Origin of the sequence: Wolbachia endosymbiont of Nomada ferruginata (assembly GCF_001675785.1) — a bacterium.
In the GTDB taxonomy this organism is placed as follows: Bacteria; Pseudomonadota; Alphaproteobacteria; order Rickettsiales; family Anaplasmataceae; genus Wolbachia; species Wolbachia pipientis.
Genome location: NZ_LYUY01000058.1, coordinates 1 through 8,156, shown reverse-complemented (window position 1 = coordinate 8,156; position 8,156 = coordinate 1). Strand labels below are relative to the sequence as shown.

Annotated in this window: 10 protein-coding genes and 2 pseudogenes; all 12 read left to right on the top strand. The window is 36.5% G+C overall.

The annotated features are described in order from the left end of the window. A partial coding sequence (locus BA053_RS04110) for a major capsid protein (RefSeq protein WP_174525430.1) occupies positions 1-232 on the top strand: 232 nt, incomplete at its 5' end. 380 nt (positions 233-612) lie between these two features. Then, on the top strand, positions 613-1,959 hold the full coding sequence (locus tag BA053_RS04105) for an IS110 family RNA-guided transposase (RefSeq protein WP_065106789.1): 1,347 nt from the start codon (positions 613-615) through the stop codon (positions 1,957-1,959). Continuing rightward, positions 1,943-2,263 carry a head-tail joining protein gene (locus BA053_RS04100; RefSeq protein WP_065106788.1) on the top strand — a complete coding sequence of 107 codons (321 nt, stop codon included), beginning with the start codon at positions 1,943-1,945 and terminating at the stop codon, positions 2,261-2,263. Before BA053_RS04105 ends, BA053_RS04100 begins: the two co-directional genes overlap by 17 nt. After that, positions 2,256-2,753, top strand: a complete 498-nt coding sequence (locus BA053_RS04095) for a phage tail protein (RefSeq protein WP_065094330.1) — start codon at positions 2,256-2,258, stop codon at positions 2,751-2,753. The genes BA053_RS04100 and BA053_RS04095 overlap by 8 nt, the downstream gene beginning before the upstream one ends. After that, positions 2,734-3,208, top strand: a pseudogene (locus BA053_RS04090) (hypothetical protein). Before BA053_RS04095 ends, BA053_RS04090 begins: the two are co-directional and overlap by 20 nt. Continuing rightward, on the top strand, positions 3,195-3,650 hold the full coding sequence (locus BA053_RS04085; RefSeq protein ID WP_065094332.1) for a phage baseplate assembly protein V: 456 nt from the start codon (positions 3,195-3,197) through the stop codon (positions 3,648-3,650). Before BA053_RS04090 ends, BA053_RS04085 begins: the two are co-directional and overlap by 14 nt. Before the next feature lie 8 nt (positions 3,651-3,658). Continuing rightward, complete coding sequence (locus BA053_RS04080) at positions 3,659-3,913, top strand: PAAR domain-containing protein (protein WP_065094333.1); 255 nt, start codon at positions 3,659-3,661, stop codon at positions 3,911-3,913. Between the two features lie 5 nt (positions 3,914-3,918). Next, positions 3,919-4,254, top strand: coding sequence for a GPW/gp25 family protein (locus BA053_RS04075; RefSeq protein ID WP_065094334.1), 336 nt, complete (start codon positions 3,919-3,921; stop codon positions 4,252-4,254). A gap of 9 nt (positions 4,255-4,263) precedes the next feature. Beyond that, positions 4,264-5,061 (top strand): baseplate assembly protein, encoded by a 798-nt coding sequence (locus BA053_RS04070; RefSeq protein WP_065094335.1) that lies wholly within the window; start codon positions 4,264-4,266, stop codon positions 5,059-5,061. Between the two features lie 6 nt (positions 5,062-5,067). Further along, positions 5,068-6,285, top strand: a complete 1,218-nt coding sequence (locus tag BA053_RS04065) for a phage tail protein (protein WP_065094336.1) — start codon at positions 5,068-5,070, stop codon at positions 6,283-6,285. 20 nt (positions 6,286-6,305) lie between these two features. Next, positions 6,306-6,992: a hypothetical protein gene (locus tag BA053_RS04060; protein WP_065094337.1), complete on the top strand. Its 687-nt coding sequence runs from the start codon at positions 6,306-6,308 to the stop codon at positions 6,990-6,992. 16 nt (positions 6,993-7,008) lie between these two features. Next, positions 7,009-8,096: pseudogene (locus BA053_RS04055) on the top strand (DUF4815 domain-containing protein); the annotation flags it as partial. Positions 8,097-8,156 lie beyond the last annotated feature (60 nt).

Below are 8,156 nucleotides of genomic sequence, written 5' to 3'. Positions count from 1 at the left end.
AAGATTTATTGAGAAAGATACAGGGCACTGTTTTCCACTAGGAACAGCGAGCACATTTACAACATATTTTGCACCAGCAGATTTTAATGAGACAGTAAATACACTTGGACAGCCACTATATGCAAAACAAGAGCCAAGAAGATTTGATAGAGGGACTGATTTGCATACGCAGTCAAACCCTCTGCCAATGTGCCACCGTCCAGCAATACTAGTCAAGATCGTTGTAACATAGGTAGAGCAAATATAAAGCGGTGTGAGGCAGAAGAATGCTTTACCTCTTCTTAGCATATAAATGTTAGTATATAGCGGAGAAACGTGCAAGAGAATATTAAGAGATTATTTAAAGCCCAGAACAGATAAAATCTGTAAAACCAAAAAGAAACTCCCTCTTTACTTTATGTTCTTTGGGTATAGTGTTATGAAGAAGCGCTTCTGCAGCTATAACCGAAACAATCAATGGTGCTATAAATGCCCGTTTGAAAGCATGGTTTTGGGGGAAATGGTAAAACCATTGATGGAGTTCTTTTTGGGCTACCTCGTTTAGAAGATTGTATAACCTAACCGTCCCAAGCTGAAGTGCTTCTTATCATAATAATATAGGAGGGATTTTATATGGCAGAAGCAAAAAGTAAATTAAAAACAATAAACCTTGATGCAGCAGGGATTGATATTGGCTCGACTGTACATTATGTATGTGTACCTGAAGGAAGAGATGAACAACGTATCCAAAAATTTGGGTGCTTTACAGTAGATCTACACAACTTAGCAAAGTGGTTAAAAAAGTGTCAGGTTAGAACTGTAGCCATGGAGTCAACTGGAGTATATTGGATTCCCTTATTTCAAATATTAGAATCACATAAATTTGAAGTAAAATTAGTAAATGCGCGACATGTCAAAAATGTGCCTGGTAGAAAGTCTGATGTTCAAGATTGTCAATGGCTGCAACAATTGCACAGCTATGGACTGCTTCAAGGATCATTTAGACCGGATAATCAAATGTGTGTACTGCGTAGTTACGTTAGACAACGTGCTAATCTAATTGAAAATGCAGCTAAACATACTCAACGTATGCAAAAAGCGCTAATTCAAATGAATATTCAATTACACAAGGTTATTAGTCATATTACTGGGATAACTGGTATGAAAATCATTGAAGCTATAATTGAAGGCGAAAGAGATCCTGAGAAATTGGCTAAATTCAGGGATGCACGAATAAAAAATGATCAGTCTACTATAGCAAAAGCGTTAGCTGGTGATTATAGAGAGGAACACTTGTTTGTGCTAAAACAAGAATATGCAGCATATACTTTTTTTCAAGAGCAAATAACGGGATGTGATAAAAGTATAGAAAATTACTATAAAACATTTGAAACAAAGTCGAATGAGAACAGGGCATTGAATAAGACACGAAAGAGAAAACAGAAGAATAGTCCAGATTTTGCCGTAGATGAAGATTTATATCGAATAACGGGGATGGATTTTACTAGAGTTCCAGGACTTGATGTATTAAGTGTACAGGCTATCATTTCAGAAACAGGTATAAATCACAATAAATGGAGGACAGAAAAGCATTTTTCTTCCTGGCTCGGATTAAGTCCTGCTAATAAAATTACAGGAGGGAAAATTATTGGAACAAGAACTCGTAAAGTTGTTAATCGTGCTGCAACTGCCTTGCGACTTGCTGCTCATTGTGTATCAAGAAGCAACACTGCACTTGGTGCATACTGCAGGAGGTTAAAGAAGCGACTAGGGATACCAAAAGCGATCACTGCTACAGCAAGGAAATTAGCATGTATTTTTTATAATATGCTAAAATATGGACAAGAATATGTAGAAAAAGGAATGAACTATTATGAAACACTCTACAAAGAGAGAGTAGTCAAAAATTTGACTAAAAAAGCAAAGGAATTTGGTTATATACTAATGAAAGAGGAGCCGATAGATGAAGAAGGTTCTTAGGAGTTTCTTAGAAGATTGTTTTGCCCATTTAGGAGAAGTGGCTTTATATAAATCAAAGGATAAGTCATATATGGTACAGGTATTAAAGCAACAGCCAGATAAATTATACGAGATTGGTGAAGGACAATTTGTGGGAGAGATGCTTTTTCTTGAGGTAAATGTTTTTGATGTACTGAGGCCAATGGTGGGAGATATTTTTGTTATTGATGGTCGTAAATATAAAGTATATTCTCCACCACTGCGAGATAATTCAGGAATAGTATGGAATATAAAATGTACAGTACTTGGAGAGAAGGATGTTTAACATTGAGGTTAATGAAAATATTGAGAGAATTATTCACAACATTGATGCTAACAAAGCCAAAATAGAATTGGCAGCGGTAAGAGCGCTAAACAAAACGGCATTATGGTTAAAATCTCAGGCTGTCCGAGAAATCAGTGAAGAAAAGCAAATTAGGCTAAAAGTAATTAGAAAAAGACTAAGAATTATCAAGGCAAGGAAAAGCACTTTGAAGGTTTTAATTAGAGCATATCTGTATGATATGAGAATGAGAAATATAAAACAAGCAAAAATAAGAACAGCATTTAATGATGCATTTATGGCAACGATGCCAAGAGGCTATCGTGGTATTTTTAAACGTGTAGGAAGAACAGCACTACCGATACAGGAGGTTAAACTACCACTTGAACCTGAGGCTTCAAGGATAATAGAAAATCTTGTTAATTATGAAGTTGAAAGGATATTTGAAAAATATTTTACACATGAGTTATTTTATGACGGCATTTTGGACTAATTTACATGAGGCAATCTGTAATACGCTAAAGGCAGAGATACCAGCAATTCAAACTTGTGAGGTTTATCCAGCAATAAGGAAAGAGTTAGCAGCTCCAGCGGTATTTATAGAAATTGTCAAGTCTAGAGCAAGGAAAAGATCCAGGAACAGAGGAGCTAGCGCTGAGAGCAAAATTTGAGGCACGAATAGTGATCGATAGCACAATAGAAAATGCCCCTATTATTGTCAGATCATTAGCTGCTGAGGTTGCCAGAGTAGTAAATAAAAATACTTGGAACGTGAAAAATGTTTCACCAGGAGAATTTATATCAGGAGGAGGAGATGATTTTAGGCCAGAGCTCGATGCATATTTAGTGTGGATGGTAGACTGGGCGCACGAATTGCATGTAGGGCGATCGATTTGGGAAGTGAGTAAAATAAAACCTCATTTAATCGATGTGAATGTTGGAAAGTAATTTTGCAATTTCAGAATTGCGGAGGAAATTGGCCAACATTGTCCGTATAGGCATTGTCGAAAAAATAGATTATGAAAAAGCTAAAGTAAAAGTTAAAATAGGTGAACTTGTAACAGATTTTCTTCCATGGATAACAAATAGAGCTGAAAGTTGGTCACCACCAAATATTGATGAACAGGTAATAGTATTATCACCATTGGGAGAATTGTCTTTGGGGGTGGTGTTACCGGCAATATATCAGGAAAAATACCCTCCTCCAGAGAATAAAAAGGAAGTAAATAGTGTAAAATTTCAAGATGGGACAAGATTTACATATGATAAAGAGAAACATCATTTAGAGATTGAAGTAGTAGACAAGATAACACTGAATGTTGGGGAATCAAGTGTAGAGATAACAAAGAGCGAAATAAAACTAAAAGCAAAAAGAGTAAATCTAAATTAGGGAAAGGAATGAATAAATCAGTTATACGCCTAGGAGATCACTGTGAAGGAGCGTTGCTGCATTTTTGTATAAGTGGAAGCAGAGATGTATTTATAAACGGAAGACCTGTCTGTAGGCAAGGAGATAATTTTAGTGAAGGAAAAGTAATGACACAAGGGTCGAAAGCAGTGTTTGTAAATGGCAAAGCCATTGCTCGTACTGGTGACCTAATTTCCTGTGGAGCAATAGCAGAAGAAGGGAGTGATAACGTTTTTGCAGGGTAAATAATATGCGTGGTATGAGTTCTGAAACTGGTAAAACAATAAGTGGTATAGAGCATTTAAAACAATCAATAGTTGATATTTTAACTACGCCAGTTGGCACTCGTGTTATGCGCCGAGATTACGGATCAAGGTTATTTGAGCTGATTGATCATCCAATTGTACCTGGTTTTGCACAAGAACTTTATGCAGCAGTTGCAGAAGCATTAGAAAAGTGGGAGCGTCGATTTAAGCTTAAACGTGTACAAATAACAGAAATAAAAGAAGGTAAAGTAACTCTCATTTTAGAAGGAATCTATCTGCCAAATGGAAAGCTGATCCGCCTTGATGGTATTATAGTATAAGGTAGTAGGATGAAAACACCAAATATTGTCGAAACATTAAAATTTGAGGAAATCTTTTCTCGCATGAAAGAAGAGTTAGTTCATAGAGATAAAAATTTTTCTGCGCTAACTGAGAGTGATCCAGCAATAAAAATCCTGGAAGTGGCAGCCTGGCGTGAACTTTTGCTTAGGCAAAGGATTAATGATGCAGCAAAAGCAAATTTACTTGCTTTTGCAAAGGACAATGACCTTAATCTCTTAGCTGAATTTTATGGCGTTGTGCGGAAGGAATCAGAGGATGATGAATCCTTAAGAAAGCGGGTAAAAGCCAAAATTGTTGGTTGGTCAACAGCAGGAAGCAAAGAGCATTATCGTTATCATGCATTATCTACTGACACAAGAGTAAAAGATGCGCAAGTGGTATCACCTATACCAGGAAGTGTACAGATTTCAATACTTTCCACAGAAAATGATGGAGTACCTTCAGAAGAATTGCTAGAGATCGTCAGAAATCACGTTATTCGCGATGATATTCGTGTATTAACAGATACGCTTACAGTTATTGGCTGTGGTATTATTCCCATTACTATTCATGCTAAAGTGCATATTTACCCTACTGCATCCAAAGATGTTATCGAAGCTGCAAAGGAACAATTTATCAAAGATCTTGAATCTGCTAAAGGTTTAGGGTGGAATGTTACCAGATCATGGATTATTGCCCACCTCTTTATAGAAGGTATGCAGAATATAGAGCTTACAGAGCCGATAGAAGACATCGTCGTGCAAGATAATGAATGCGTTACTTTAAATAATTTAAGTGTTAGGTAAAAATTGGTGATACTTCCTCCAAATGCTTCAAAGCAAGAGCAAATACTTACAGACATAATTAATTATTCTCTTGATGCAAATTCTCTACGGGGATTTAAATTTAACCCACAGACTGAAATGTTGCCGTGGCTAGTAGCGGAATACGGCTTGGGAGAAATTTTATCCTGGGGTAAGAAAGCTACTAAGAGTGCATTAAAAGAATGGGTCTTAGCTAAGCAAAACGGAATAAGATTTCAACGTTTGCGCGGTACACCACAGTCACTGAAGATGGCGCTGAAGTGGGCAAACATTGATAATATTACCATTCAAGAAGAACCACCAGGAGAGCATTTTGCTGAATTTCAAATTGGCATCTCTGATGTTCCTAATGACTTTTTTGTCGATAGTGTAATTGCTCTGGCAAAACTTTCTGCACCGGCAAGATCTCGATTAATGCGAATATTCAATGACTATTACAATGCTCAGCGGTTTATGTTAGATGAAAGTATTTTTGGAGATCTTCTTTCAGACTACTCAGGTGTAAAAATAGCAAAAGAAGGACCAGTATTATCGTTTGGAAGAAAAAACTCATTTGAGCTGAAAATAGGAAATCCAAGATTTAAATTTGGCACTTTTAGATCACATTATGATAGAAGTTACAGTAATGATTTATATAGGTTAGATGTTGCAATATTAGGAGAGACAGAACCTCACATGAAGAATTACAACGGTGCATATGAAAGAAATCATGAGTGGTACAACTTAGAAGCACTACATCCTCTACCACAGAGTTTATTGCCAGAAATTAAGTTTGCTAAAGCATTGATAGTATTGTCAGATAGTTGGAATTTAGGGGATATAAATGCTTGTTTTGCATCGACTATTTATGAAGAAATAGAGCATACATTTCACTTAAGTGAAGATAAACTTTCTGAGCAAATTTGGAACTTTCGATGCACACCGATTTTAGAGCGGTTTAGTATAACTTATTACTACGAAGCAAAGAGTTTTACTGATCAAAGAATAATAGAGTCTAATTTAATGGAATATCATGTTGATTGTCAAAATGATTCAGATTCAAAACAGAAAGATCCCATTCATGAGCTAGAAAATTACGTAGCAGCATTCTATCTAGGTATGGTTACTTGGCATGAACATCGCCACTTAAATCGCCCTTGGAAAGATTTTGATCCTATTATTGCAAAAAAATTGGACGTTTTTTCCACGGATCTTGTATATACATAATATCAACTGCACAATCAACTATGTCAGTACTCACACAATCAGGCAGAGCAGCTATTGCTGCGAGCATAAAAGAGCAACCAATACATCTTGCTTGGGGATCTGGAGATTCTACCTGGGAAAGCAGCTACAAAGTTGAAAAAACTTTTACAGCAGGCGGCAAGATAAGTTTAGATCACCACACTATTAAAGATGTAAAAGTTTATACAGGGCAAACAATTTATCAGTCAAGCATAGATTATATAGTTGATAGTAGCGCAGGCGCTATTGAGCGTGTAGAAAATGGTGCAATTATAGCAGATAGCGTAATCACTATAGAGTATACTCAAGACACACCACCGGAACTAATTACTTCTGCAACATTAATTAAGGAAGTTGGACGTCGTGTTGTTGATGAGGTTCTCTTCTGTACAGGTGATGAGAATGGAGAGCTTCTAACTCCTACAGGTAGGTTTAAACCCTCTAATGTACCAACCAATAACTTGTACCTTAAATTTACTTTCGATTTCACGGACGCAGCAAATCAAGTTATACGGGAGCTTGGGGTTATGGTTGGTACTAAAGTAAAAGAAGGATTACCTACAGGACAGAGATATTTTGAACTCCAAGACATAGAAGACCATGGGATTTTATTGATTTTGGAACATACAGTACCATTAATCAGGACTTCTGCTACAAGAGAGACTTTTTCATTTGTTGTAACCTTTTGAATTTTTCTAGAATAAAATGACTTTAAACGCCTATTATAACCGCTTTAATCCTGACAAAGAATACGAAAAAAGCTTATTTCTTGCAGGAAGAGGTCTACAGTCAGCAGAATTAAACGAAACCCAAGAATATGCTCTCTCTAAGCTTAAAGGCATAGGTGATGCAATATTCCGTGATGGTGATGTTATAACAGGAAGCAATTGTATTATAGATGCAAAAACTGGTAAAGCTACGCTTGAGGGAGGAAAAATCTATCTTCGTGGAGCAGTTAGAAAAGTAGAAGCAAAAGAATTTGTTATTCCACTGAGTACCACAGTGCGTATAGGTGTTTATTATCTAGAATCCACCATTACAGAACTTGAGGACGAAAATCTTCGTGATCCTGCTGTTGGTACACGTAATTATCAAGAAGTAGGGGCAGCAAGGCTTAAAGTTTCCACCATTTGGGGTTATCAAGCAGAAGGTCTTTCTCCACGTTTTTCTGAAGGAGAATTTTATCCAATTTATAATATTGAAAATGGAGTATTAATAGAATATTCACCACCACCACAAGCAAACATAGTAACTACCGCTCTTGCTCGTTATGACAAAGAAGCCAATGGTTCCTACGTTGTAAATGGCCTTGAAGTAATGTTTTTGCAAAGGGACGAAAAAGGTGGAGAAATATTTGTGATTAATGAGGGCAAAGCTCATGTTGATGGTTATGAGATTGAACTTCCTCACAGTATTCGTGTTTCTTTTGATGAAGATCCAGATATAAAATCAGTTGAATCAGAACCACATACTTTTCAGCCAAATAGCCAAAGAGTAATGGAACTTAAAGTTAATGATTTTCCAATAAGTGAAATTAAAAAGGTTCATATTCAGGAGCCATTGATCCGATACCTGACTCTGCAGTACTTGAGATTATTCAAATTAAACAAGGCAATATTATTTATGAAAACAGTACAGACTATAAGTTAAATGCAGGAAACGTTGATTGGTCATTACCCGGCAAAGAGCCAGCTCCTGGAAGTAGTTATCAAATAACTTATCGTTGCCGTACCCACGTAAGCCCTGAAGATATAAGTGAAGAGGGATGTAAAGTAAAAGGAGCAGTTGATAACAGCTTGGTTCTGATTGATTACACCTGGAAAATGCCACGCTTTGATTTAATTACTATAGAT